Source organism: Nocardiopsis baichengensis YIM 90130 (assembly GCF_000341205.1).
Taxonomy (GTDB): domain Bacteria; phylum Actinomycetota; class Actinomycetes; order Streptosporangiales; family Streptosporangiaceae; genus Nocardiopsis_A; species Nocardiopsis_A halophila.
The window spans coordinates 57290-81136 of record NZ_ANAS01000012.1 but is presented as its reverse complement, the minus strand read 5'-3'; the positions used below and the strand labels follow the sequence as shown (position 1 = coordinate 81136).

24 protein-coding genes are annotated in these 23847 nt (G+C 72.8%); 10 read left to right on the top strand and 14 right to left on the bottom strand.

The window, feature by feature from the left end; translation table 11 throughout:
• Nucleotides 1-14: 14 nt before the first annotated feature.
• On the bottom strand, nucleotides 15-1064 hold the full coding sequence (locus C892_RS0111365; RefSeq protein WP_017536981.1) for a lactonase family protein: 1050 nt from the start codon (nucleotides 1062-1064) through the stop codon (nucleotides 15-17).
• Nucleotides 1065-1227: 163 nt separating this feature from the next.
• Here C892_RS0111365 and C892_RS0111360 point away from each other — a divergent pair, with 163 nt between their 5' ends.
• From C892_RS0111360 to C892_RS0111350, 3 genes are all read left to right on the top strand, one after another.
• On the top strand, nucleotides 1228-2715 hold the full coding sequence (locus C892_RS0111360) for a sensor histidine kinase (protein WP_017557288.1): 1488 nt from the start codon (nucleotides 1228-1230) through the stop codon (nucleotides 2713-2715).
• Between the two features lie 39 nt (nucleotides 2716-2754).
• On the top strand, nucleotides 2755-3432 hold the full coding sequence (locus C892_RS0111355; RefSeq protein ID WP_017557287.1) for a response regulator: 678 nt from the start codon (nucleotides 2755-2757) through the stop codon (nucleotides 3430-3432).
• Between the two features lie 444 nt (nucleotides 3433-3876).
• A complete protein-coding gene (locus tag C892_RS0111350; protein ID WP_239647351.1) occupies nucleotides 3877-4515 on the top strand; it encodes a DUF4352 domain-containing protein in 639 nt (212 codons plus the stop codon).
• 115 nt (nucleotides 4516-4630) lie between these two features.
• On the opposite strand, the gene C892_RS0111345 is transcribed toward C892_RS0111350, so the two are convergent.
• Together C892_RS0111345 and C892_RS0111340 are read right to left on the bottom strand one after the other, a co-directional pair.
• Entirely contained in the window at nucleotides 4631-4933 is a 303-nt protein-coding gene (locus tag C892_RS0111345; RefSeq protein WP_017557285.1) for a LapA family protein, read from the bottom strand.
• Nucleotides 4934-5020: 87 nt separating this feature from the next.
• Nucleotides 5021-5644 (bottom strand): TetR/AcrR family transcriptional regulator, encoded by a 624-nt coding sequence (locus C892_RS0111340; RefSeq protein ID WP_017557284.1) that lies wholly within the window; start codon nucleotides 5642-5644, stop codon nucleotides 5021-5023.
• Between the two features lie 86 nt (nucleotides 5645-5730).
• Here C892_RS0111340 and C892_RS0111335 point away from each other — a divergent pair, with 86 nt between their 5' ends.
• Nucleotides 5731-6192 carry a nuclear transport factor 2 family protein gene (locus C892_RS0111335; RefSeq protein ID WP_017557283.1) on the top strand — a complete coding sequence of 154 codons (462 nt, stop codon included), beginning with the start codon at nucleotides 5731-5733 and terminating at the stop codon, nucleotides 6190-6192.
• Between the two features lie 31 nt (nucleotides 6193-6223).
• Here the strand turns inward: C892_RS0111335 and C892_RS0111330 are convergent, their stop codons facing one another.
• From C892_RS0111330 to C892_RS0111315, 4 genes are all read right to left on the bottom strand, one after another.
• Nucleotides 6224-6967 (bottom strand): maleylpyruvate isomerase family mycothiol-dependent enzyme, encoded by a 744-nt coding sequence (locus tag C892_RS0111330; protein WP_017557282.1) that lies wholly within the window; start codon nucleotides 6965-6967, stop codon nucleotides 6224-6226.
• A 104-nt stretch (nucleotides 6968-7071) separates the two neighbouring features.
• Nucleotides 7072-9522: an FtsX-like permease family protein gene (locus C892_RS0111325; RefSeq protein ID WP_017557281.1), complete on the bottom strand. Its 2451-nt coding sequence runs from the start codon at nucleotides 9520-9522 to the stop codon at nucleotides 7072-7074.
• Nucleotides 9522-10313, bottom strand: coding sequence for an ABC transporter ATP-binding protein (locus C892_RS0111320; protein ID WP_239647350.1), 792 nt, complete (start codon nucleotides 10311-10313; stop codon nucleotides 9522-9524). The genes C892_RS0111325 and C892_RS0111320 overlap by 1 nt, the downstream gene beginning before the upstream one ends.
• A gap of 169 nt (nucleotides 10314-10482) precedes the next feature.
• Nucleotides 10483-11136, bottom strand: coding sequence for a LysE family translocator (locus tag C892_RS0111315; RefSeq protein WP_017557280.1), 654 nt, complete (start codon nucleotides 11134-11136; stop codon nucleotides 10483-10485).
• A gap of 263 nt (nucleotides 11137-11399) precedes the next feature.
• On the opposite strand from C892_RS0111315, the gene C892_RS0111310 reads away from it, so the two are divergent.
• A complete protein-coding gene (locus tag C892_RS0111310) occupies nucleotides 11400-12434 on the top strand; it encodes a BtrH N-terminal domain-containing protein (protein WP_017557279.1) in 1035 nt (344 codons plus the stop codon).
• A 57-nt stretch (nucleotides 12435-12491) separates the two neighbouring features.
• Here C892_RS0111310 and C892_RS0111305 read toward each other — a convergent pair whose 3' ends face one another.
• Together C892_RS0111305 and C892_RS0111300 are read right to left on the bottom strand one after the other, a co-directional pair.
• On the bottom strand, nucleotides 12492-12686 hold the full coding sequence (locus C892_RS0111305) for a hypothetical protein (RefSeq protein ID WP_017557278.1): 195 nt from the start codon (nucleotides 12684-12686) through the stop codon (nucleotides 12492-12494).
• A gap of 10 nt (nucleotides 12687-12696) precedes the next feature.
• Complete coding sequence (locus C892_RS0111300; protein ID WP_017557277.1) at nucleotides 12697-13923, bottom strand: MFS transporter; 1227 nt, start codon at nucleotides 13921-13923, stop codon at nucleotides 12697-12699.
• Between the two features lie 87 nt (nucleotides 13924-14010).
• On the opposite strand from C892_RS0111300, the gene C892_RS0111295 reads away from it, so the two are divergent.
• Nucleotides 14011-14676, top strand: coding sequence for a TetR/AcrR family transcriptional regulator (locus tag C892_RS0111295; RefSeq protein ID WP_040685369.1), 666 nt, complete (start codon nucleotides 14011-14013; stop codon nucleotides 14674-14676).
• Nucleotides 14677-14683: 7 nt separating this feature from the next.
• Here the strand turns inward: C892_RS0111295 and C892_RS0111290 are convergent, their stop codons facing one another.
• Nucleotides 14684-15205 carry a hypothetical protein gene (locus C892_RS0111290; RefSeq protein ID WP_017557275.1) on the bottom strand — a complete coding sequence of 174 codons (522 nt, stop codon included), beginning with the start codon at nucleotides 15203-15205 and terminating at the stop codon, nucleotides 14684-14686.
• Between the two features lie 135 nt (nucleotides 15206-15340).
• Here C892_RS0111290 and C892_RS0111285 point away from each other — a divergent pair, with 135 nt between their 5' ends.
• Nucleotides 15341-16084, top strand: a complete 744-nt coding sequence (locus C892_RS0111285) for a tetratricopeptide repeat protein (RefSeq protein WP_017557274.1) — start codon at nucleotides 15341-15343, stop codon at nucleotides 16082-16084.
• A gap of 93 nt (nucleotides 16085-16177) precedes the next feature.
• Here the strand turns inward: C892_RS0111285 and C892_RS0111280 are convergent, their stop codons facing one another.
• On the bottom strand, nucleotides 16178-17200 hold the full coding sequence (locus tag C892_RS0111280; RefSeq protein ID WP_017557273.1) for an Lrp/AsnC family transcriptional regulator: 1023 nt from the start codon (nucleotides 17198-17200) through the stop codon (nucleotides 16178-16180).
• A 188-nt stretch (nucleotides 17201-17388) separates the two neighbouring features.
• On the opposite strand from C892_RS0111280, the gene C892_RS0111275 reads away from it, so the two are divergent.
• Nucleotides 17389-18933, top strand: coding sequence for an AbgT family transporter (locus C892_RS0111275; RefSeq protein ID WP_017557272.1), 1545 nt, complete (start codon nucleotides 17389-17391; stop codon nucleotides 18931-18933).
• A 114-nt stretch (nucleotides 18934-19047) separates the two neighbouring features.
• On the top strand, nucleotides 19048-20205 hold the full coding sequence (locus tag C892_RS0111270) for a M20 family metallopeptidase (RefSeq protein ID WP_017557271.1): 1158 nt from the start codon (nucleotides 19048-19050) through the stop codon (nucleotides 20203-20205).
• Between the two features lie 647 nt (nucleotides 20206-20852).
• Here the strand turns inward: C892_RS0111270 and C892_RS0111265 are convergent.
• From C892_RS0111265 to C892_RS0111255, 3 genes are all read right to left on the bottom strand, one after another.
• Nucleotides 20853-21269, bottom strand: a complete 417-nt coding sequence (locus tag C892_RS0111265; RefSeq protein ID WP_017557270.1) for a Dabb family protein — start codon at nucleotides 21267-21269, stop codon at nucleotides 20853-20855.
• A 30-nt stretch (nucleotides 21270-21299) separates the two neighbouring features.
• Entirely contained in the window at nucleotides 21300-22541 is a 1242-nt protein-coding gene (locus C892_RS0111260) for an MFS transporter (protein WP_017557269.1), read from the bottom strand.
• Nucleotides 22542-22898: 357 nt separating this feature from the next.
• Nucleotides 22899-23468, bottom strand: coding sequence for a TetR/AcrR family transcriptional regulator (locus tag C892_RS0111255; protein ID WP_017537004.1), 570 nt, complete (start codon nucleotides 23466-23468; stop codon nucleotides 22899-22901).
• A 46-nt stretch (nucleotides 23469-23514) separates the two neighbouring features.
• Between C892_RS0111255 and C892_RS30540 the strand changes: the two genes are divergently transcribed.
• Nucleotides 23515-23679, top strand: coding sequence for an SDR family oxidoreductase (locus C892_RS30540; RefSeq protein WP_017557268.1), 165 nt, complete (start codon nucleotides 23515-23517; stop codon nucleotides 23677-23679).
• The last annotated feature ends 168 nt before the right edge of the window (nucleotides 23680-23847 follow it).

Genomic DNA, 23847 nt, shown 5'->3' with positions numbered 1-23847 from the left:
TTGGTCGCCTTCGCTCACTCTCCCGCCGGGAGGATGCAGGCCGGGTCCGGGATGGACAGGCGGTCGATCGGGGCCTGCGCCACCCCCGAGCCGTCGATCGGGAGGCTCGTGATCGTGCCGCTGTTCTGGTTGGCGACCACGATGTGGGAGTCGACGATGGCGAAATGGCGCGGCCACTCACCGCCCGTCTCCACCTCCTCCAAGAAGCGGAGGGACGCCCCTCCCTCCTCCACCGCGAAGGTCGTGACCGTGTCCGCCCCCCGGTTGGCCACGTACAGCCGCTCTCCCGAGGCCGACAGGGCGATCTCGCTCGGGTAGACCGCCTCCTCCCCCTTCGCCTGGGACGCGTCCACCGCTCCCAGTACTTCGGCCGTCGCCCCCCAGCGGACGATGTGCACCCGCGCGTCGAGCTCCCCCGCCACGTACACGAACCCCGCCGGGCTCACCGCCATGTGTCGGGGGCCGGTTCCCGGCTCAAGGCGGATCGGGTCCCGTTCCCCACCGACCGGATCGGCCGTATCCGGGTCGAACGGGTGCACCCGGATCACGTCGGCGCCGAGGTCGGCGATGAGCAGGTACCGCCCCTCCGGCCCCATGGCGGTGCTGTGCGCGTGCGGCCCTGTCTGCCGGCCCTCCACCGGCCCCGAGCCCTCCCCCACAAGGCGGGCGATGGCGGCCCCCGGTGTGGAGTCGCCGTCGATCGGGTGGACGCTCACCGTTCCGTCGGCGTAGTTCGACGTGATGATGTGCCGCCCTGCCGGGTGCACCATCACGTGGCACGGCGAGCCCCCGCCGGTCGGGGTCTCCCCCAGCGTCACCGAGGCCCACCCCTCACCGGCCGCGAACCAGGACAACGCCCCCTCCGCACGCTCAGAGACCGCGTACACCTTGGCGCCGTCCGGGTGCATCGCCAGGAACGACGGCCCCGACGCCTCCACCGCCGCGCTGCCGCCCCCGAGGCGGCCGGTCCGGGTGTCCAGCCACGCGAGGTAGACGCCGACCCCACGCCCCACCGGCTCCGAGTCACGGGTGTAGGTCCCGACCCACAGCAGCCTCTCGCTCATCCGCAGCGCCTTTCCGTCCCGTCCTCGTCACGTGCACGACCGAGGATCGCACGACGCCTGCGCCGCCCCGACGGGTCGGGCCGGGAATGCGGGCCGGGTCCGCAGGCCGACCCTGACTTTCGACAGATGACGCCGGTGACCACCTCTGGCTAGCGTCCTGGCCATGCACGTTCTGCGTCGTCGCCCCTCCCCCGGCCAGGCGGCCCTGGCCTGCGTCGTCTTGGCCGGGCTGGCCACGTGGTGGTGGCCGCCATCGCTGCTCGTCCTCCCGGTCGCGGCGCTGCTGACCGGGCGCCTTTCCGCCGACCCGCGCCCGGCGGCGGCGGTGTACTGCGTCGGCATCGCGGCGTGGGCGCTGCGGTTCGGCATCGCCGGGGAGCCGGTCGGGATGTGGGTCACCGGGAGCGGCCTCGCAGTGTTCACGGTGCTGTTGCCCTGGCTGGTGGGCCTGTACCTGCGCAGCACCGCCGCCTTGGAGCAGGCCGGCTGGGAAAGGGCCCGGCGGCTGGAGCACGAGGCCCGACTGGTGGCCGAGCGCGCGCGTATGCGGGAGCGGTCGCGCATCGCCCAGGACCTGCACGACGCGGTGGGCCACGAGCTGAGCCTGCTCGCCCTTCGGGCCGGCGGCTTGGAGATGGCGTCCGACCTCTCCGACGCCCGAAGGGCTCAGGCCTCCGAGCTTCGGGAGGCGGCCGGCAGGGCCGCCGACCGCCTTGTTGAGGCGGTCGGCGTACTGCGCACCGACACCGCCCCTGAGGCGCCGGCGCTCCACCCGACGGGCGACGGCGAGTCCGCCCTTGCCGTCCTCGTGGAGCGCGCGCGGGAGTCCGGGATGGACGTGGCTCTTGAGGACGGGGGCGGCGTGTGCGATGTACCGGTGCTGGTCGAGCGCGCCGTCCACCGGGTCGTGCAGGAGGGGCTGACCAACGCGGCCAAACACGCGCCGGGCGCGAACGTCCGTGTGTCGGTGCAACGGGGGGCGGACGAGGTGACGGTCCAGGTGATCGATTCCGGTGCGGAAGAGCAGGTGTCCGCCGCCGCGGTCCCGGGGGGAGGGACCGGGCTCGTCGGCCTGAAGGAGCGCATGCGTTCTGTGGGCGGAGTCCTTGCGGCCGGCCCCCGGGCGGAGGGCGCCGAGGGCACAGAGGGTGCAGAGGGTCCCGGTTGGTCGGTGACGGCACGCATTCCGCTTCAACCTGAGGGAGGACTGGCGGGCCCGGGCCCTCTGGGAGACGAACCGCCGGAGGAGAAGGTGGGCGGCACAGGCTCCGCTGACGCGCAGCTCCAGCGTTCAAGGCGTCGGGCCGGGTGGGCCATCGCGGCGGCGGTCGGTCTGCCCGTCGGGATGGTGGTCGCCGCCTACACGGTGTCGCTCGCCTACACCGCCTTTCAGGCAGCCACCGCGACTCTGGACACGTCCGCCTTCGAGCGCCTGGAGCCGGGACAGGAACGCGCTGAGTTGGACGGGCTCCTTCCTTCGAGGGACCTCTACGAAGGGCCCATGGCGAGCGGTGAGCGCCCCGAGGGGCCGGACGGGCTGGAGTGCCTCTACTACCGCTCTGACGGCGGAGGGATCGGCGGAAGCGGGGACCCGTACCGCCTGTGCTTCGATGGCGATGTGCTGGTCTCGGCAGAGACGGCGGGCCGGTGACATGGATCGGGGCGGGGACGGGCGTGGGAGAGGCCGAACGTGATCCGAGTTCTGCTGGTGGACGACGAGGCGATGATCCGCGCAGGCGTGCGGTCGATTCTCGATGCGGATGCCGACGTCGAGGTGGTGGCCGAGGCGGCGGACGGGCGCGAAGGGGTGGACCTCACCCTGTCGCGCCGGCCCGACGTGGTACTCCTCGACATCCGCATGCCGGGGATGAACGGTCTGGACGCGGCGGCCGAGATCAAGCGCGCGGCGCCTGCGGTGGGTGTGGTCGTCCTGACGACCTTCGGCGAGGAGGAGTACGTGGCCCGGGCGCTGTCGGAGGGCGCGGACGGCTTCCTGCTGAAGACGGGCGACCCGAGGGAGCTGTTGCTGGGCGTTCGAGCGGTCGCCGAGGGCGGTGCGTTCCTGTCCCCGAAGGTCGCGCGGCGGGTACTCCAACGGCTCGACCACGACCGTTCTGTGGACCGCCTCAAAGCGCGGGACAAGCTGTCACAGCTGACGGGGCGTGAGCGCGAGGTCCTGGCGCTGCTGGCGGCGGGGATGTCGAACGGTGAGATCGCGCGGAGGCTGTTCCTGGTCGAGGGCACGGTCAAGGGGCATGTGAGCACGATTCTGACCAGGGTGGGCGCACGCAACAGGGTCGAGGCGGCCGTCATGGCCCACGAGGCCGGGCTGGTGCAGGGAACCGAGCGGCGCGAAGGCTCCGATTAGGAATCGGGGACCGATTCGTCGAGTGGAATGCGGTTACACATTTCACCGCCCCCTGATGACGATGGTGGACACACCGGTCCAGAAACCCACGTATCCGACAAAAGGGGGGTTTGCTTACGTTCCAGTGGCGGACAGCGTCGCGAATATCGCTGCTCCCACGGGGTCTCCCCGCACTGGCACGCCTAGACCGGTGCTTCGCCCGCGCGAGGCGACTCCACGGCTCCGATCATCAAGGGTGGCGATTTCGTCACCCCGAGCCACCGCAGGTGATTATCTTATCATTCCCTCTCCCATTTCCCGACCACACCGCCGGCGGACGCCCCCGCTTTACCTTCGGTTTACCTGATGGCCAGAGACGGCCGTATTCGCACAAACGCGCCTTCTGCATTCACGGATGCCGCTACATTCTCAACGGCAGTTTGCGCCAATCAGAAAGAAACCCCCATGGCCTACGGCAACAACACTCCCCCACCTCCGCCGCCCAGCCAGCCGCCGAAGCGCGGCATGTCCACCGGTGCCAAGATCGGGCTCGGTTGCGGGCTGGCGGTGGTCCTCGTCTTCATCCTGGTCATCGGGGGATGCATGGCCGCGATCGTCTCCAGCGACTCGGACGGCGGCGGAGGCTCGTCGTCCGACGGCGGGGACGGCGGGAACTCCGAGGGCGGCGGCTCCGAGACCGCCGCGATCGGGGACACCGTGGAGTCCGGCGCCTTCGCGTTCACCGTCACCGGCGTGGAGACCGGCGTCACCGAGGTCTCCGACGAATCCGGCATGCTGACGGAGACGCCCGACGGCCAGTACGTGGTCGTGGACGTCACCGTCGAGAACATCGGTGACGAGCCCGGCTTCTTCGAATCGAGCTCGCAGAAGCTGATCGACGCGGACGGCAAGGAGTACAGCACGGACACGGCCGCGGAGATCACCGGGGGCGCAGAGAGCTTCCTCAACGAGGTCAACCCCGGGAACTCGGTCGAGGGCCAGCTGATCTTCGACGTCCCCGAGGGCGTGGAGCTCGACACGCTGGAGCTTCAGGACTTCATCAGCCTCGACTCCTCGGCCGTGGTGGACGTGTCCGGGGCCTAGGGGCGAGCCTGCGCCCGGCGGCTTCCGTCCCGACGGGCGCAGGCCTTCCGCCGCCCACGGCGATCCTGCTCGTCCGCCCCGCGCCCGGCCCCGGTCGGCGCGGGGCGTCTCTCGTTCACCGCCGCTTGTCCGCCTTCTTGCGCCCCGTCGGCCTGAGGAGGAAACCGATCACCGCCCCCACCACCACAGCTCCGGCCAAGGTCGCCCACAGCGGTGCGACCACCGAGATGAGCAGGACCTGAATCTGGGTGGTGTCCCGGTTCTGGAACACGAACAGCAGCGCCACCACCAGCAGGACCAGACCGACCCACACCCTCGGCGGGACCGACCGGAGCACGCTCTTCCGCTCCCTCGGCCCCTCCCCCGCCGCCGAACTGCCCGGCAGGCCGCCTTCGACCATGGTGCCCCCGTCCGTCATCCGGCTCGGCCTCGCTACCTCCGGTCGTTCGACACCTGCCCGGAAATCCCCTGTCTCCAAGGCAAGGGACGGCCAACACTTCACCACCTACACCGACGGTGCACCCACGAGCCTTACGGCCGCTCTGCGCCCCTGGAAGGCCGCCGCCGGCTCCCCGGTGATGCCTGCCGTCACGATCGCCCCCTCTGCCAGAAGGAAGACGGCGTCGGTGACCCCCTCATAGCCCCCTTCGGGGCCGTCATCCCCCGTTCCCCCTGTGGACTCCGCGGAGCACGCACCCCGGACCCACGCTCCGATCTGCTCCCTGAACGCCCGCTTGTGTGCGCGCACTTCGGCCTGGACCTCCTCCGAGCCGGTCCCCATCTCTCCATGGGCGTTGATCCAGGCGCATCCGCGGAAGCCCGGTTCGGCGAACCACTCGGCGAGCCAGTCGAACACCGCCCCCACCCTCTCGCGCGGATCGGGCACCGCTTCGACGTGCGCCGCGAGCCGCCCCCTCCACCGCTCGTCGCGGCGCCGGAGCACCGCCACGACCAGCTCCTCCTTCGACGGGTAGAAGCGGTAGATCCGCTTGAGCGGCAGCCCGGAGAGCGCGCGGACCGCGTCCATGCCGACCGCCCGTATGCCGTGCTCGTAGAACAGCCCTTCCGCGGCGTCGAGCAGCGCTTCGCGGTCCAGCCGGTTCTGCTCCTCGCTGATCGGGGCGGGCATCGGCGCCTCCTTGACGTAGAGAACGATCGTTCTCTACGTTAGTCCACACCACTGGAGAACGATCGTTCTCGACCACAGGAGGCCCCGTGCCCGAGTCCCGACCCCCGGTCCCGCCCTTCACCCTGGAGACGGCCCTACAGAAGGTGCAGGCCGCCGAAGACGCCTGGAACACCCGCGACCCCCACCGCGTGGCGCTCGCCTACACCCCCGACTCGGTCTGGCGGAACCGCGACACGTTCCTCCAGGGGCGCGACGAGATCATCGCCTTCCTGACGCGCAAGTGGGAGCGTGAACTGGACTACGCGCTGCGCAAGAGCCTCTGGGCCTTCCACGGGAACCGGATCGCGGTCCGGTTCCAGTACGAGTCCCGCGACTCTGCCGGCCAGTGGTGGCGCAGCCACGGCAACGAGCAGTGGGAGTTCGACGCGCAGGGCTTGATGCTGCGCCGCGAGGCCAGCATCAACGACGTCCCCATCGCCGAGTCCGACCGGCGCATCATCGGCCCCCGCCCCGAGGCGGAGTACGGCATCGAGATCCCCCTCCGGTAGGCCGACCAACCGAACCTCGGACGAGCCCTGGTCAGACCCACGCCGGCAGGTCGGGGAGTCCTTGAGGGCACGAGAGCCACTCCCCCTTTGTGCGCCCGGCGAGCCAGCCGAGGAGGTCTCCGGGAGCGCCTGCGACCGTGCGGCTCATCGCCCCTCGGCCGCCCAATACCCCTACGGGCGCCCCGTGAAGGTCGCGCAGCTCCATAGGCGGAACGTCCTCATGGGCGGAGAAGTAGCGGACCACGTCTTCTAGAACGATGCGGGTCGCCTCCTCCGGAGCGGCGGAGAGTTCGTATCCCATGTCCAGGTCCGCGTGGTGGACTTCCAGCTCCCTGAGGCGGATGACGAGGATCCTCCGTGGCGTGCACTCCTCACCCGTGAAAGGCCGGATGCGCCGCCCCCACGCCGCGTCCGGCAGGGCGAGCATGCTCTGCTCCAGGTCGCCTGCCGTACGGACGATGTCCGCGACCAGGTCCGCGGCCGACCGGTCCGCCCCCTGCTCGATCTCGGTGTCGCGCGCCTCGCGGCTGGGGTACTGACGGTTCTCCACACCCGTGCGCGCCCACTCCAGCAGCCGCCCGAGCGCCGGCGCCTGGCGGGCGAGGTGGTTGAGCACGTGCCCGCGCGTCCACCCGGGCAGGGGCGTGGGCGCGGGGACGTCCGCGTCCGTCAGCCGTTCGCACGTGGCCAGCAGCCGCGCGGTGGCGTCCCGCAGCAGCCGGAGGCCGTCCGGGGCGGGAGGGAGTTCGAGGGGTTCGCGGGGATGGGCGGGCACGGCGACCTTCCACGGGACACGGATTCTCTTATCGCGGAATTCCTTTTCCGATATTTGGATCCATGATCGCAGAAGGGTCCGCCGCACACCCGCCCGGGAGCCGGTCAGTCGTCGGTCAGCCCTTCGGCCGGTGCCACCCGGGCCGCCCGGCGGGCCGGTACCACCGAGGCCGCCACCCCGATCACCGAAGACGCGGCCGCGACCAAGGCGAGCGAACCCCAGGGGACGTCGACCACGAGGGGCGCGGTCGCCCCGACGATCGCGCCGACCCCCGCGATCCCGAACGGCACACCGATGAGGATCCCCAGCACCGCGCCGAGCAGCCCGATCACCACCGCCTCGGCCGCCAGCGTCCCCCGCAGTCCCGCCCTGGTCAGGCCCAGCGCCCTCAGGAGCGCCGACTCCCGCGTGCGCTCCAGGACCGACAGGCCCAGGGTGTTGGCGACGCCCACCGCCGCGATCACCACGGTCACCAGGAGCATCGCCAGCGACAGGCCGACGAGCATGTCGAGCACTTCGGTGATGTCGCCGCGCTCGCTCAGCGCGCCGCCGACGAGGATCTGCGGGTCGTCGGCCGCGATGCGGGCCATCCCGTCCGCGATCATGTCGCGGTCGGCGCCGTCCTCGGCCACGCCCCACACCATCGAGCGGACGGTCTCCACTCCCAGTGCGTCCAGGACGTCGTCACGGACCACCGGTGCCGGTGTGCCCGACGCCGAGGCGAGCTCCGACGTGCGGACCGTGAAGTCGCGCTCGGTGCTCCCGCCTGAGGACTCCAGGGTCAGGCGGACCCTGTCGCCTGCTCTCGCGCCGAGTGTGCTCATCTGATCGTCGGTGATGAGCAGGGTGGGGTCGGCGCCGCCGTCCAACCGTCCGACGCCGGCCTCCGAGGCCAAAGCCTGCGAGACCCCGACCAACGTCGTCTCTCCCAGCGCCCCCATCCGCACGTCGGCCGTGCGCACGGGCTCCGCCGCCCTCAGGGAATCGAGCGATTCGATCGACCGGACGGTGTCGGGCGAGACCGGTCCGTCCGGCACGCGCGCGCTCACGTCCACCGGGTAGCGGTCGCGCAGATCCGCGTCGATCGTCGCCCGTCCCGTCGCCGCCGCCGTGGAGAGGGCCGTGATGAGTCCGAGCCCTAGGACGAGGGCGAGGGTCGCCGTGGCCGCACGCCCCGTGTTGCGCGCCAGGTTCGCCCCGGCCAGGGACGCCACCCCGCCCATTCCGCGCATCAGGACCTGCACGCCTTGGAGGCACCGGGCGATGGGGTACCTGAGCGCCACCAGCAGTCCGAGCGCAGCGGCGCACCCTGCGACCACCGTGACGACCGGGGACGAGGCGGCCGTCCCGACCGCCATCCCCACCGCCCCTGCCACGGCCGCGAGCGTTCCCGCCGCGTGCACCGCGCCGAAGCGGACCGATCCGCTCAGCGCCGCCGAGCGCAGCGCCTCCACGGGGGCCGTCGCCGCCGCCCGGCGCGCCGGAAGCCATGCGGCGCCGACCGCGGTGCCCGTTCCCACGAGGAAGGCCCCCAGCAGAGCCCACAGGCTCACTCTGAAGCCGTCCCCCGCCAGCCCCATCGCCGCGGCGCCCGCGTACCCGAGGGCCGTCCCTCCGGCGGTGCCCGCCAGCGCGCCCGCCGCCCCGGTGATCGCCGCCTCCGCAGCGACCAGCGCCCGTACCTGGCCGCGATCGGCCCCCACCAGGCGCAGCAGGGCCGTGTCGCGGCGGCGCTGCGCCAGTAGGACGGTGAAGGTGTTGGCGATGACCATGCCCGACGCGAGCAAGGCGACCAGGGCGAACGCCAGCAGCACCACCTCGATCTGCCGCGAGCCGCCCGCGAAGCGGTCGGCGGCCTCCTCCGCCTGCCCCTCGGCGGTGGAGGCCTCCAGGCCCGCCGGCAGCTCGGCGTTCAACCGCGCGACCGCCTCCTCGGGACTCGTGCCCGGGGCGGTCAGCGCCAGCGCGGTGTCCGGGGTGTCGCCGGCGAAGAAGCCTTCCGGGGCGTAGAGCCGGTACTGCACGCCGGTCAGCGGCCGGAAGTCGAGGTCGGCGACGCCCACCAGGGTCGCCTCGGCCTCGGCCCCGTCGGCGTCGAGGAGCCGGACCCGGTCGCCCACGCCCAGTCCGGCGTCGCGGACCGTGGCGGGGTCGGCCATGACCTCGCCGGGCGCTTCGGGCCACCGCCCCTCGGCCGGCTCGAACCAGCGCAGGTCGGGCCGTTCGGCGATGCCGGAGACGTTGGCCGTACCGCGCCGTTCCTCGGTGAGGAGCTGGACGGTGCGGGCGTGGACGGGGGCGACGGCCGCGATTCCGGACCGTTCGGCGATGCCGTCGGCCCAGTCGGGGCCGGGGGCCGCAGCGTCGGGGTCGCGGTCGACGACCACGTCGGCGGCGGACAGCGGAGCGGCGGCGACCGCGCGCAGTCCGGCGTTCGTGGTCGCGGTGAACACGGCCGTCGCGGCGAGGAAGGCGGTGCCGAGCGCGACGGCGAGCAGGACGGCGGCCAGGCGGACGGGACGGGCGCGCACGTGCGCCCAGGCCTGAAGGAGCATCAGTCCCCCGCCCCGGCCATGGCCGCCATGACGCCCTCGGCGGTGGGGCGGTCCACCGTTCCGTTCAGCGCGCCGTCGGACATCAGGACGGCCCGGTCGGCGTAGGTGGCGGCGACGGGGTCGTGGGTCACCATGACGATGGTCCGGCCCAGCCGGTCGCAGGCGGCCCGGAGGTGGTCGAGGAGTTCCCGGCCTGTGGCGACGTCGAGGGCCCCCGTGGGCTCGTCGGCGAAGATGACGGCAGGCCGGGTGAGGAGCGCGCGGGCGACAGCGACCCGCTGCTGCTGGCCTCCGGACAGGTGGCCGGGCCGATGGTCGAGGCGGTCCCCGAGGCGCAGCGAGGAGACGATCTCGTCGTAGAGCGCAGGGTCGGGTCGCTGCCCCGAGAGCTTGAGGGGCAGGAGGATGTTCTGCTCGGCGGTGAGTGCGGGCAGGAGGTTGAAGGCTTGGAAGACGAAGCCGATGCGTTCACGCCGCAGGGCGGTCAGTTCGCGGTCGCTGAGCGCCGCAAGGTCGTGCCCTTCCACGGCGACGGTCCCGCCCGTCGGGGTGTCGAGCCCCGCGAGCAGGTGCATGAGTGTGGACTTGCCCGAGCCCGAAGGGCCCATGACGGCGGTGAACTCCCCGCGGGAGAAGGCGAGGTCGACCCCTGCCACGGCGGTGACGGCCGTGGGCCCCTGCCCGTACCGCTTCACCAGTCCGGTCGCTTGGAGGGCGTGTTCGTACCCCGTGCGGGGCGGTGTGGTCCCGGTGGCCTGTGTGGCCTTCGTGCTCCGTGTCGCTGGACGCATGTCTCCGCTTCCGTGTCGTGTCCGGCCGTGGACGGCACGTTATGAAGCGGGTGACCAGCGTCGACAGCGCCGATCGGCAGGGAGGGACCCCTTGCTTTCGTCAGGGTTCCACCGCCCGGCACGGTGCGGGGCGTCGTTGCGGGGCCGACGGCCGATCGGCCCCGCGGCCTCAGCGCACGTCCAGGACCAGGCGGGCGGCGAGGGCACCGAAGACGGCCGCGCACGCCCGGTCGATCCACCGGCGCACGGGCCCGCGGCGCAGCAGGCGCTCGGAGAGCATGCCGGCCATGATGCCGACGGTCCCGTCCACCAGCAGCCCGATGACGACGAACAGGCACCCCAGGAGCAGGAGCTGGGCGGTCACCGGGAGGGCCCCCGGGCCCGTCGTCACGAACTGCGGGAGGAACGCCAGGTAGAACAGGACGACCTTGGGGTTGGCCAGGTTGGTCAGCGTCGCCATCGCGTAGACCCGGCGGAGTGAGCGCGCGGCCGGGACCGGGGCCGCGCCGGTGGCGTCAGGGGCTTCGTTCTTGCGGCGGCGGCTGTCGCGGAGCGCGGTGAACGCGAGGTAGGCGAGGAAGGCGGCGCCCAGCAGGCGCACGGCGTCGAGGAGGTGGGGTGCGGCGCTGATGAGCGCCCCGAGGCCGAAGGCGGCGGCCAGAGTATGGCCGAACAGCCCCGTGCACATCCCCAGGGCCGCGACCACCCCGACCTTGCGGCCGCCGGCGGCGGCGTTGGCCATGATGTAGAGCATGTCGGGCCCCGGCACGATGCTGAGAAGGAGGACGGCGAGGGAGAAGGCGGCGACCATGGCGGGATCCATGCCGGGATTCTGCCACGCGATTCCTGTGCGCTGGGAGTAGGGGCGTCACGTGGGGATACGGGACGACATCCGCCTGAAAGGCGCCCCACCGGCCCGAACCCGCGTTGTTGATCTCGGGGAAGTCGGCCTTGTACCGGCCGGTACAAGGCCGACTTCCCCGAGATCGACGAGAACCGGCCGGAGCCGCCCCACTGCCCGCACGGCCGCGCGACCATAATGGGGGCCGGCCGTTCGCCTCGGTTCGGGAACGGAGAGGGGCCGCCATGGAGCTCGGCAAGGCGATCGTGGACGGAGCGGAGGCGCGCGGGATGCAGCACTGCGAGACGACGGCGCTCGGCGTGCTCCTTCGGCACCGGGGGATCGATCTGTCCGAGCCCATGCTCTTCGGCCTAGGGGCCGGACTCTCCTTCGTCTACTGGGACAGCAAGCAGATGCCCTTCCCCTTCCTCGGGGGACGGGTCAAGCCTTTCGAGCTCACCAAGAACCTGGCCACGACACTCGGGCTGGAACTCTCGGTCCGCGAGACGACCTCCGCGCGCAAGGCGTGGGAGAACGCGGCCTCCCTCATCGACGCCGGGAGCCCTGTCGGCTTGCAGCTCGATAGTTACCACCTCGACTACTTCGGCTCGAAGGTGCACTTCGGGGGCCATGTCGTTGCCATGTACGGCTACGACGAGCACGACGCGTACCTGATCGATACCGACCAGCAGGGCGGGACGGTCTCCACGAGCCGGTCCTCACTCGCTCAGGCCAGGGCCGCGCGCGGTCCGATGACCGCCAGGAACCGGTCCTTCTCGGTCGCCGCCGTACCCGACAGGGCGGGGGATCCGTCCCCGCTCCGGGAGCGGATCGTTCCCGCCGTCACCGCGTGCGCCCGTGCCTTCCTCGACCCGCCTATCGCCAACCTGGGCCACCGCGGAATCGACAAGGCCGGCAGGCTGGTCAGGGGATGGATCCGGAGGGCCGAGGATCCGAAGGTCGACCTGCCACAGGCCGCCCTGCTGATGGAGAAGGCCGGTACCGGCGGGGCCCTGTTCCGCAACCTCTATCGGGACTTCCTCGGCGAGTGCACCGGGCTGGTCGACAGTCCCCGCCTGCGCACCGGCCACCGCCTCTACGGCGAGGCGGCCCCACTATGGACGGAAGCCGCGGATCTCATCGCGAAGGCCGGTCGAACGGGTGAAACGCGGTACCTGGACCAGGCGGGGACGGTTCTGGGCGATCTCGCACGCATCGAGCGTGAGGCGATGCAGGCCCTGAGCCTTCTGGGAGACGAGGACCCGAGGCCTGCCGTCTAGGTGCGGCGTTCCGGGCCTCTCCGGGAACCGAACACCGCTCCGGATCTCGGGGGCCGGTCATGCCGTGTCGGTGGAGCGGTGCACGCGGTCGTAACGCAGGACCGCAAGGTCCCGACGGCGGATCACCCAGTGGATCACCCCGCCGTCCAGCTCCTTGACGTCTCGGATCCACGCCTCCGTCTCGTCGGCGGGCAGGTTCCTCGACGCGGCCTCGGCGCGGAATCGGTCCTCGTTCGTGGATTCCTCGAGCATGGCGGACACCCTAGGCCGACGGGCGCCGTGCGGCCGCCGCGAGGAGCGCTCCCAGGAGGAGCACCCCTGCGACCACGACGACGATCCCGGCGAACCCGAGCCCCGCGGCACCGGCGGCCAGCTGGGGGCCGATGCCCGCACCGACGAACATGGAGAAGGCGTAGAGCGCCGTCCCCACCCCCTGGCGCTCCGGCCCCGCGTGTTCGCCGATGCTCTGCACCAGCGCGGGCGCCGCGACCAGGATGGCGGCGGTGAAGACCAGCAGGACGGCGCCGAGGCCGATGGTGCTGCCTCCCATGAGAGCGGTGGCCAGGACCGAGAGCGCCGCGAGGGCGAGACCGGCGACGGCACGCGTCCCGGCGCTCCATCGCCCCAGGACGCCCGCGAGGAAGGGGACGGCCACCATCGCGGGCAGCGCGGAGGCGCGCAGGACGAGCAGGGCGCCGTCGTCGCCCGCGATCTCCGGCGGTCCTGCGACGGTGACGGCCGTGTAGACCGCGACGAACCCGCCGAGCAGCGTGGCGGTGGCGGCGAAGAGCGCCGCCGGCCGGGGCTCGAAGAACAGGCCGGGCATGGCGGCGAAGGCCCCGAGCAGGCCGCGCCGTCCGTCGTTCCGGGACGGAAGGAGGACGGCGCGCGCGACGGGGGCGGCGGCCAGCAGGGCGGCGGCGCTGACCAGGAAGACCGCCTGCCAGCCCGCGACGAGGGTGATGCCCTGCGCGGCGATCTGCATGACGGGGGCGGAGGCCAGGGCGGCCCCGCTGACCGCCGTCATCGCGGCCGGGCGGTGCTCCGGGCGGATGTGCTCGGCGACGTAGGCGAACGCGGCCGGGGCGAGCGTGGCGGTGGTCAGCCCTTGCAGCGCGCGCAGGGCGATGGCCGACTCGGGGGACTGCGCGGCGGCCACGAGCGCGGTGGTGGCGGCCGTGGCGACCAGGCCCCAGGTGATGGTGGCGCGGGGGCCGAAGCGCGCGCACAGGGGGCCCGCGAAGAGGAAGCCGACGGCGTAGGCGAGGGCGAAGGCCGTGGAGACCCAGGTGAGGGCGTGCGGGGTGGATCCCAGGTCCTCGGCCATCGGCCCGAGCAGGGCGAGGACGGAGTACATCTGGCCGACCATCGGGATCGCGGCGGCCGCGAGCAGGGCGATGGCGGGGCCCGTGCGCGCCCAGGCCGGAGCGGCGCCGGCGGGACCGGCGGCGGGCGGGGACGGGGGGACCGCGGAGGTGGGTGGGGTCATGGCCGGGACCTTATTCAACCAACCTTTTGGTTGGCAACTTCTTCACGGCTCCCGACAGACCGGTCGGTGGGCGGTACCCTGTCCGCCATGCCCCGCGACGCCGCCGCCACCCGCGCCAAGCTCCTCTCCGCCGCCCGCGACGAGTTCGCCGAGCACGGGATCGGGGGTGCGCGCGTCGAACGCATCGCCAAGCGCGCGGGCGTCAACAAGGAGCGCATCTACGGGCACTTCGGCAACAAGGAGGCCCTGTTCGAGGCGGTGATGGTCGACGCCCTCGCCGAGCACACGAACGGCATCGGCCTGCCCTCGGGCGACATCGCCGAGTACGCGGGGCGGCTCTACGAGTTCCACCGCAAGAACCCGCAGCTGCTGCGCCTGCTCATGTGGGAGTCGCTGCACTACGGGGAGGAGGCCGAACTCCCCGGACGGGAGAACCGCCGGGCGCTCTACACCGAGAAGGTGGGGGCCTTGGCGGGCCTGCTGGGCACGCGGGCCGACCGGCGGACGACGTCGCTGATGATGGTCCTGATCGGCCTGGCGGCCTGGCCGTCCACCCTGCCGCAGCTGAACCGCCTGATCTCGGACGTGTCCGAGGAGCCGACCTCCGGGGAGGACCTGGACACCGCCGTCCGGGACACCATCGTCGAGGTGGTCCGCAAGGCGACGGCGGACTGGAGCGACGGGGGACCCGACGGCGGCGGTGGGCCCGGCGGGGACGGCCCCGGCGGGGACGGCCGGCCGGAGGGGTCCTGACGGACGGTCAGGCGCGCCAGGCCTCGGGGTAGTCCGGCAGGGGGCGGCGGATCTCCAGCCCCGCGCTGAGCCACCACGGGCCCGCGCACAGCAGCGCCGCGACCACCGTCCAGGCAGGGCTCCAGGGCACGAACACCCCGAGGATCAGCACGACGGGGAAGACCAGCGAGAACAGCCACCGGGGCCACACGTGGCGGCGCTGCCCCAGGAACGGGGCCACGGTCAGGGCGGTCCGGCGCTTCCACACGGGCCCGAGGACCACCGGCGTGAGCACGAAGGGCAGGACGGTGAAGGGGAAGCCCTCCCCTTTCTGCCACACGAGTCCGAGCAGCGTCACCGTGACGGCGGCGGCCCCTCCGGAGAACAGCCCCAGCCCCAGGCAGAAGAGCACGTACGACCTGCGCAGCCGCGCCACCACCGCCCAGTGCTCACGCCAGGCCTGCTCGCCCAGGGGCGTGCCGATCAGGGCCTCCATCCGCGACCACGAGGCCACGGCTTGCATGAGGACGGGCTGCTGGGGTGCGGACACGCGCTCTCCGTTCGGGGGGTCGAGGGGGTGTGCGGTCGGAGCCGATCAGAGCACGAATCACCTTATACAGGTGCCTTCCGCACCGCAGGTGGCTACCATCGGCCTCCTGTGCCCGGACGACCCCAGGAACCTCTCATGTCCGATCTCGCCCGTACCCGCTCCGAACTCCTCAGGGACGTCCTCTTCTCTGAGCACACGACCGCCGGCACCGGCAGTGAGGGCATCGAGAAGGCCGTGAACCGGGCCCGCGCGCTGCTGGAGCCCGAGAGCCGCGACGCGTGGCCGCACTACCTCCTGGGCCTGGCGCTGGCCATGCGCTACCTCGACAGCGGCGCCCAGGCCGACATCGACGGCGGCCTGGAGCACCTGCGCGAGGCGATCCGACTGGGCGGGAGCGAGGACCCCCACGCCGCGATGTACCGCCAGCAGCTGGCAGGGACCCTGGGGGCCCAATGGGCGGCCTCCGCCCTCAAGGACCCCGGCAAGGACCCCACCGAGCTGCGCGAGAGCCTGCGCCTGGCCCGCGAGGCGTTGGAGATGACCGACGCCGGCAGCCCGCACCTTCCGGTTCGCCTGCTCCAGGTGGCCGAGTTCCTCGGGCAGGGCGCCGACGGCCCGGACCGCCTCGACGAGGCGTTGGAGTTCGCCGAGCGCGCGCTGCAGGTCGCCCACCCCGACGACCCCCGCATGTCGAAGTACCAGCACACCCACGCCCAGCTGCTGCTGCACATCGCCGCCGGCAAGGAGAGGAAGGCCGGAGCCGCCGTGGAGGCCGAGAGGTCGGCCATCAGGGCGGGCCACCTCGCCCACCCCTACGACCCGACCCAGACGAAGATCGTCGGGACGCTCCAGCGCGCCCGCCTGCTCCAGGCGGGCTGAGCGGGCGGGGCGGGCGGGGCGGGACCGCGGCCGGCCCCCTGCCCCTTCGTATCCGTGCGGTGGCGCGCGCTTCGCGCGCTTCAGGCGCGCTCGCTACCGGCCTCCACCCCTGCTCGTGAACGGCAGCCTGGCCTCTCCCAGGAGGCCCTTGTCCCGGTCGATCCAGTACCGGCGCAAGACCTCCAGCAGGACCGAGGACCTGACGTCGGCGATCCCCGGCAGCGCCGCCAGGTCCTCGGTGATGAACCGTCCCAGCTCGCGTTCGTCCCGGAAGGCGCCGTGGTGGATCAGGGACACCTCCCCCGCGACCACCGACACATAGCGCGCCGACGGGTGAGCCGACAGCTTCTCGGCGACGTGAGCGATCGCCCCCGGACGCACCGTCAGGGACAGGATCACCTCCAGGTGCATCCCCAGGCGCTCCGGCTCGACCTCCACCCGCGGGCGCACGACGCCGCGCTCCAGCAGCGACTGCACCAGCCGGTACGCGGTCGACTGGCTGACCCCCAGTTCCCGGGCCATGTCCCCCGACCCCACACGCGCGTCGGCGTGGAGGACGCCCACCACCGCGATCTCGTCGTCCGACAAGGGTCCTGAGGCGACGGCCCCCTCGTCCGGCTCGGGCACGTGCGTCCGGTAGGGGCGAAGCGCCTCAAGGCGACCGACCGGCAGGCGGTCCAGTGTCCAGGCGTCGGCGCGGGTCACGGGGCGCAGGACGAGGTCGGACTGGGTCCCCCGCACCCCTTCCACCGATGGGATCTCGGTGGTCAGCAGCTCCGCGGCGCGTGCGCGCTCCGCCGGATGCACCACGCAGTAGATGTCGGCGCGTCCGCTGCTGAGCGCCACCAGCTGCGTCTCGGGCATGCGCGCGAGGCGGCGGGCGACCTCCACCGCCCTGCCCGACTCGGCGTGGAGCCACATGTGGCGCGGGTGGGCATCGGAGACCAACGACCAGTCGAGCTGTCCGACCACCCTGAGCCGGCCCGAGGACTGGAGCCGCTGCAGGCGCCGGCCCACCGTGCTCGGGGAGCTGTCGAGGACCTCGGCGAGCGCGCTGCTGGGCGCGCGGGGGGCGTACTGCAGGGCCGCCACCAGGTCGAGGTCGAGTTCATCCATCTCCTGTGCACCCACATGTGGATGATAGCGACTACAGCATCCCCCTCTGCTGACTTAATCGCCCATTTTCATGCTCGATATTGACAAGACTGACCACCGTGAGGGACTCTTGCTCATCATAGGGCGACGTGACGCAGCTCATGGCGACACGCCCCTCCCCTGCCCTTCCGATCCCCGAGGAGTCGACGGTGGCCACTGCCGACCTCCGCAGCACCGGCCGCACCATGGCCGGGCTCATGCGGTTCCTCCAGTTCATCGAGCGCGCGGGCAACCGGCTGCCGCACCCGTTCTGGCTGTTCATCCTGATGGGCGCCCTGGTCGTGGTGCTCAGCGCGGTCCTCGACGCCCTCGGCGTCGGCGCCGTCTCGCCCGCCGACGGGGAGCGCATCGCGGTCGAGAGCCTGCTCAGCTCCGAGGGCGTGCAGGTGATCTTCGGCGACGCGGTCGACAACTTCGCCGCCTTCCCGCCCATGGCGCTCATCGTGGTCGTGATGCTCGGCGTGGCGGTGGCCGAGCGCGCCGGCATGCTCAACGCCGCGCTGCGCGGCAGCGTCACCCGCGTGCCGGGCAAGCTGCTGACCTTCGCGCTGGCCGCGGTCGGCGTCAGCGCGAGCGTGGCCTCCGATGCCGCCTACGTGGTGCTCGTCCCCCTGGGCGCCATGATCTTCAAGGCGGCGGGGCGCAGCCCCGTCCTCGGCCTGGTGGTGGCCTTCGGCTCGATCTCGGCCGGCTACAACGCTTCGGTGGCCCTGACACCCGGCGACGCCCTGTTCGCGGGGCTCACCACCGGTGCCGCGCAGATCATCGACCCGGAGTACGTGGTCACCCCGGTGGCCAACTACTTCTTCACCGCGGTCAGCGCGGTGCTGCTGGCACTGGTCATCACCGCGGTCGCCGAGTTCGTCCTGGCCCCGGCCACCGCCCGGATGCAGGTCGACGGCGAAGACGCCGACGCCGAGCTGGGCGAGATGCGCCTGACCGCCGACGAGCGGCGCGGCCTGCGCAACGCCGGGCTGGTGTTCGCCGGGGCGGCGGCGCTCATCGCGGCCGTGCTGATCCCCTCCGGCTCGCCGTTCCGCGGCGAGGACGGCGGTGTGCTCGGCTCGCCCCTGATCACCGGCATCGCCTTCATCATGGGCCTGCTGTTCCTGGTCATGGGCGCGGTTTTCGGCCGCACCACCGGCAGCATGCCCCGGGCCCGCGACATCCCCGAGGCGATGGCCACCGGCGTGCGGGACCTGGCGCCGGTCCTGGTGCTGTTCTTCGCCGCCTCCCAGTTCCTGGCCTACTTCACATGGACCGGCCTGGGCGAGGTGCTGGCGGTGCGCGGCGCCGAGCTGCTGGACGCGGCGGGCGTGCCCACCCCGGTGATGCTGGTCGGGATGGTCCTGGTGTGCACCGTCATGAACATCATGATCACCAGCGGGTCGGCGCAGTGGGCGCTCGTGGCGCCGGTGTTCGTGCCGATGTTCATGCTGCTGAGCATCCCGCCGGAGACCACCCAGGCGGTGTTCCGCGTCGCCGACTCCCCCACCAACGTGATCAGCCCGATGAGCCCCTACTTCGCGATGGCGCTGGGCTTCCTGCAGCGCTACCGGCGCGACGCGGGCATCGGCACCCTGCTGTCGATGACGCTGCCGCTCTCGGTGGCCATGCTCGCGGGGTGGACGCTGATCCTCCTGGCCTGGTGGGGCCTGGGCCTTCCGCTCGGCCCTGGCGCTCCGGTCCGATGAGGACCGAGGCCGCCCGCGGGGCCGCCGGTCCGCCCCTTCAGGCGGCCCACGGCCCCGCCCCGCACACCCCCCGTGTTCCCTGTCCCTGGTTCCGACCGACGAGAAGGTGACGACGTGAGCGATGCGTCCCTGCCCGGGCTGGCCGAGGCGGCCCGGCGCGACCTGCCCCAGATCCTCGACGACCTGCGCCGCCTGGTGGAGAAGGAGACGCCCAGCAGCGACAAGCGCCTGCTGGACGCCGGGCTGGAGGACATCGAGGCGTGGGCGGTGGAGCGTCTGGGCGCCCCGGCCGAACGCGTCCGGAGGGACGGCGGCGTCCACGGCGACGTGCTGGAGATGCTGTACCCGGGTGACGGCGGCGGCGAGGTGCTGCTGCTGTGCCACTACGACACCGTGTGGCCGGAGGGGACCCTGGAGGAATGGCCGGTCGGCATCGACGGCGACCGGTTCAGCGGCCCGGGGTGCTTCGACATGAAGGCCGGCATCGTGCAGGGCGTCTGGGCGGTCAAGAGCCTCCGTGATGCAGGGCTGCCCCTGCCGTCGATCCGTTTCCTCTTCAATGGCGACGAGGAGATCGGCAGTCCGGCTTCCAACCCGCACATCGAACACGCGGGCCGGGCCGCGGACGTGACGCTGGTGCTGGAGCCCAGCAGGGAGGGCATGGTCAAGACGGGCCGCAAGGGCATGGGCCTGTTCGACGTGACCGCGACCGGGATCGAATCGCATGCGGGGCTGGACCCGCAGGCGGGGGCGAGCGCCGTGCACGCCCTGGCCGAGCTCGTGCCCAGGATGGCGGCCCTGGCCGCCCCCGAGCGCGGAACCACGGTCAACGTGGGGGTCTTCAGTGGCGGAACGGCCCGCAACGTCGTGGCGGGCAAGGCCTCGTGCCAGGTGGACGTGCGTATTCAGGACCCGGAGGAGCCCGCGCGCGTCGACGCCGGGCTGGCGGCGCTGGCGCCCTCGGACGGCCGGGTGAAGGTGGAGGTGTCGGGCGGGTGGAACCGTCCGCCGATGAACCCCGGGCCGGCCACCGACCGCGCCTTCGGGCTGGCCCGCGAGGTGGCGGCCGGGCTCGGCGAGGACCTGGGGCAGATCTCGGTGGGCGGGGCCAGCGACGGCAACCTGGTCGCCGCCCTGGGCCGCCCGGTCCTGGACGGCCTGGGCGCGGCCGGCGCGGGCCCCCACTCCCGCGACGAGCACGTGAGCATCGGCCGCACCCCGCACCAGGTGGCCCTGCTGGCCGGGCTGCTGACACGCCTGTCCGAGGGGTGAGAGGACCGGCCCCGGGGCCACCTGTGCAGTCTGCGCGGCTTGCGCGGCTTGCGCGGTTCATGCGGCCTGCACGCCCCGCACGGACCGCTGTGCCCGCCCCGCCTCCATGGCCGACCCGCACGGTCTGCGATGTCCGTGCCCCAGCGGCCTGAGGACCGCGGGCCGTGAAGCCGGGGGAAGCGCTCCGCCCGACCCGTGCGGGTCCCGTCCCGGGGCGCTTTCCCCTTTCTCCTCCTTCCGGATCCCTGGAGGACGGCGGGAGAACGCCGGGGCGGCGGGCCGGTCACCCCCGCCGTCGCGGCCCTATACCGCCCTATACCGCCCTGCACCGAGGCCGGGCCAGGCATGGCCGAAACCGGCCTGGTTCGCACGACTAGGTCCGCAATTGGGCCGGTTTACTCCTAGGCTTTCCCCCTCGTCGCGCCCGAGGGCGGCGCGGCGGCCCCGTGGCCGGGCGCGCACCCCCTCGTCGCGCGTCGCGCACGGGGTTCGCACGGCCTTCCCGGGAAGGCCCACGCCCTTGAGCGGCGGACCGGCCTTCCTCCTCTGGGGTCGGGGGCGCCGCGGCCCGGGACCGCCCTCACGCGGAGCGGCGGTCCCGGGCACCTGTGCCTCCCTCTCCCTTCGTCCCCGTGCCGGGGCCGCGGTCAGTCGCCGTGCGGGCCCGGTGCGGCGCTGCCGACGTACTCGCCCAGGTCGGAGACCAGCTTGGTGATGTCGGGCAGGCTGTCGAACCGGCGCTGGTGCAGGACGGCGATCCTCTCCCCGAAGTCCGGGGAGGGGTCGTCGGTGATGTCGAACGAGGCGAACCTGTCGACCAGCGGCAGCCCGACCCGGTCGGTGTGCAGGTGGGCGGGGTGGATGAGGTACTCCCAGTAGCCGTCGAGGTCTTCGATCGCGAAGGCGGCCCCCCACTCGTACTCGCCGCCGTAGTCGCGGCCGACGACGAAGGAGGTCACGGCCGGGATGGCGCGCCCCTGCTCGCGCAGGCTCTCCAGGGCCTCCTCGCGCTGCTCCGGTGTGACGCCGGGCTTGAAGGTGAAGCGGATGCCGTGCTGGATCATCGTTCTTTCCTTTCGGTGGGGTGGCGGACCTCAGTGCGAGGCGCCGTGGTCCCGGCCCGCGCGGGCCGCCCATGGCCCGATGACGGCGAGGGCGGCGCCTGCCGCCATCGCGATACCGGTCCAGGTGAACGCGGCGGCGAGGCCGGTGGCGTGGACGAGGGGGTGGACGGCGAGCGGCGAAAGGAACTGCCCGAGGAAGACCGCCGTGACCAGGCCGCTGAGGACCCGGCCGCGCCGGTCGGGGCGGGCGAGCTCGCTGAGCCGCAGATTGAGGTTGGGGACGATGAACCCGACGCCGACGCCGCCGACGAGCAGCCCGGCCGCGATCGGTCCGACGGTGCCGGCCGTGCCGACCAGCAGCCAGCCCGCGCCGAGCAGGGCGACGCTGATCGCGGTGATCGCGGAGGGCGTCAGGCGGCAGCGCAGGGCCGGGAACGCCAGCGCGCCGACCGCGCTGGTGAGGGTGCTTCCGGCGATCACCGCGCCGGTGAGGGCGGGCCCCGTTCCGTGACCGCTGAGCAGGAAGGGCAGTTGGGTGGGCGCCATGTAGAACACCAGGGTGGCGACCAGTGCCAGCACGTAGACGCCGAGGATGCGGCCGGTCGTCGTCCGGACGGGCGGACGGGGCGGGCGGCGGGACGCTGCGGCGTGCTCCGCGTGCCCGGTGCGCCGGATGCGCGGCTCCGCGCGCAGAGCGCCGATGGCGAACGCGGCGACGCCCGCCGAGACGGCGTAGATCCAGAACGGCGCCCGCCAGTCGACCGCGGCCAGTACCCCGGCCAGGGGCAGGAACGCGACGCCGCCCAGACTGGCGAACGCCTGCTGCAGCCCGAGGAAGGACGCGCGCCGTGGCCCGTCGAACCAGTCGGTGATCAGGGCACCGACGGCCGTCATGATCCCGCCCACCGCGACGCCGAGCAGCGCCCTGGTGGCCAGCAGCACGTACAGATCGGTGACCAGGAGTCCGGCGGTGCCGCTGACCGCGGCGAGCACCAGGCCGGAGACGAGCAGCGGGCGGCGCCCCACGCGGTCGGCGACCAGTCCGGACAGGGGGGCGCTGGCGGCGATGGCGAGGGAGGTGACGGTCAGCGCGGAGCGGACGAGGAGGTCCGCTCCGGGGGTGTCGGCGAACACCTCGCGCATCGCGGGCAGGCTGGGCGAGATGATCGCCGCCGCCATGATCGTCATCATCGCCGCGGCCAGCACCGCGGCGCGCGCCGGGCGCGACGGCTCCTGGCGCGGCCGGGCGGGCCGGGTCGACGCGAGCGGCATGGGAGGTGCTCCTCTCTCGGAGGTCGGGCCGGGAGACCGGCCGGCGGGCCGGTTCCCGAGCGCGGCCCTGAGGGCCGACGCGAGGGTCGGGGAGGCGGACGCGTCGGCAGGGTCCGGCGGGGCGGTCACAACGGCCTCCTCAAGGTGCAGTATGAGTGGTCGACCACTCACTCTTTGGGCCGAAGAAACGGCCATCGGGGCTGCGGTACGGGCGACGGGGCGCTCGGCGCCACGGCACGGACGGCGCCCCCGCCCAGGGGCCCGGGCACGCGCCCGGCCGTCCCCGTGAAGCCGACCGCCCCGAGACCGGCACGGGTCGCGGGCCCTGCCCCCGCCTCCGTCCCGCCGTGCGGGGCGTCAGAAATGGCGGAGCCCGTCGGACAGCGTCCGCGCCCACGGGGCGTCGATGCGGCCGGCATCGAGGGCGACCACGAGGTGGCACAGCATGCCCGTGGCGAAGAACCGTTGGACGTCGGCCTCCGCCGCGCCGGAGACCCCGCGGACGTACTCGACCAGCCGGGCGTACCCCGCCCGCACCACCTCCCCGATCGCGGGCTCCGAGGCCGCCGCGCACTGCGCGTGCAACTGGAGCATCAGCAGGTCGCGGTCGGCGATGAGCCGGGCGTAGGCCTCGCCCATCGCGTCCAGGACCGCCTCCGGCGAGCTGCCGTCGGCCGCGGCGGCACCGTCGCCCAGACTTTCGCGGATCAGGGCGAAGCAGTGCTCCACCACCGCCGTGAACAGCGCCTCCTTGCCGGGGAACAGCCGGTAGACGTAGGCCTGCGAGATGCCCGCCCGCTGGGCCACGGCCGTGGTCGTGGTGCCGAAGTAGCCCCCTTCGGCGAAGGCGCTGATCGCGGTCCGCAGGACCGTCCTCCTGCGCTCGTCGGCGGTGGACAGCTGTCGGCGGGACTCTGGCGTCGTCATGTGAGTAATAAACCACTCACACTTCATCCCGTCAAGCTCTCTCCCGATGACCGAAGGCGCGGGCGTCGACGACGTGGCCAGGATCCAGCCCCTGCGCCGCACCGGCCGCCCGGAGGAGCCGGCGAATCTCGTCCTGTTCCCGGCCTCCGACGAATCGAGCTGCTCGACCGGCTCGGAGTCCGTCGCCGACGGCGGATGCACGTCCATGTGAGCGCCAGGCGCCGACCTGCACGAAGAGAGGAGCGGGGGCGCACCGGCGCGGTGCAGAGCCGAACTCCGCAGCCCCGCCTCACTCGTAGGCCGCCGTCCCGTCCCCTTCTCCCCTACCCTGGAACCGCGCATCCGGCTCGCCCTCCCCCCGGGTCTCTCCCTGGTCGGC